Consider the following 1364-nt stretch of genomic DNA (forward strand, 5'->3'; position numbering starts at 1 on the left):
TCCGGATGACTGGCGATCTGCGCCTCGATCTCACCCAGTTCGATACGAAAGCCACGAATCTTGACCTGATGATCGTTACGCCCAAGAAACTCGATATTGCCATCGGCACGATAGCGCGCGAGATCGCCCGTGCGATACATCCGCGCGCCGGGAACGAACGGATCGTCGATGAACCGTTCAGCGGTCAACTCAGGCCGATTGAGGTAGCCACGCGACACCCCCGCACCACCGATGTAAAGCTCACCCACCGCACCCGGGGGCATCAACTGACGTTGCGCATCGAGCAAGTAGATGCGCGTGTTGGCGATAGGTCGGCCAATCGGCACCAGATTCGTTTCCTCAGGAAGGCATCGATACGCCGTTGCCCAGACGGTTGCTTCCGTAGGACCGTATTCGTTATAAAGCGATACCGGCCGCGGCAGCGTCGAGCTTTGCCGCGCGAGATTCGGAGGGCACGCCTCACCGGCGACGATGATCTCCCGAAGCTGATGCTCGCCGCTCGACGACATACTGTCGAGAATGGCCTGCCCAAGAGAAGGAACACACAGGACGCGTGTGATGTCACGATCCCGAACGAGCCTGATGATTGCGTCGGGGTCCCTTGCCGTGTCGATATCGACGAGGGCGAGACAGCCCCCGTTCGTGAGCGTCCCGAAGAGGCCGGCGACAGAGCTATCAAAGGCGAGTGACGAAAGCAACAGGAAGCGCTCATTCGAAGCGCGCTCATAGAACTGGTGCCGGGCGCAAGTGGAGGCGACCAGCGTCTTGTGTTCGATCGCAACGCCTTTGGGCTTACCGGTGGAACCCGAGGTGTAGATCACGTAAGCAAGGTGATGCGGGGCGACAGCCGTTTGCGGATCGTCTTGCGGAAGCGCGTCGTCGAGCGATGCGTTGGGATCGAGCACGGTCAGTGAACCGGTGTCACCTAATGCTTCACGACCCGCGACATCTGCGAGCAGCAGGCGGGGTGTGGCATCGGTGAGGATGTGGCTCAGGCGCTCTCCAGGATACGCCGGATCGAGCGGCACGTAAGCGCCGCCAGCCTTGAGTATCGCCATCAACGCGACAACCATGCCGATACCACGCTCCATGCACAGCGCCACACGATCTTCAGGACGTACGCCCAGCGCGATTAAATGATGCGCAAGCTGATTGGCGCGTGCATTGAGTTGCGCATACGTGAGTGATGCGTCTTCGAAGACCAGCGCGACGGCATCGGGCGTACGGTGCACCTGTTGTTCAAACAACTGATGAATACACAGATGCTCGGGATACGCTGCCGCCGTGTCGTTCCAGCTTTCGAGCAGCGCGTGCTCCTCGGGCAGCACGAGTTCATGCGCGTGCAGCGATGCATCGGGTTGATC

At 60.3% G+C, this 1364-nt stretch carries 1 protein-coding gene; it reads right to left on the reverse strand.

Annotated elements, in window-relative coordinates:
- Nucleotides 1-1328, reverse strand: a 1328-nt coding sequence (locus tag AWB80_RS42725) for a non-ribosomal peptide synthetase (RefSeq protein ID WP_160147539.1), incomplete at its 3' end; no start/stop codon positions are given.
- Nucleotides 1329-1364: the final 36 nt, after the last annotated feature.

The sequence above is a fragment of the Caballeronia pedi genome (assembly GCF_001544915.2).
In the GTDB taxonomy this organism is placed as follows: domain Bacteria; phylum Pseudomonadota; class Gammaproteobacteria; order Burkholderiales; family Burkholderiaceae; genus Caballeronia; species Caballeronia pedi.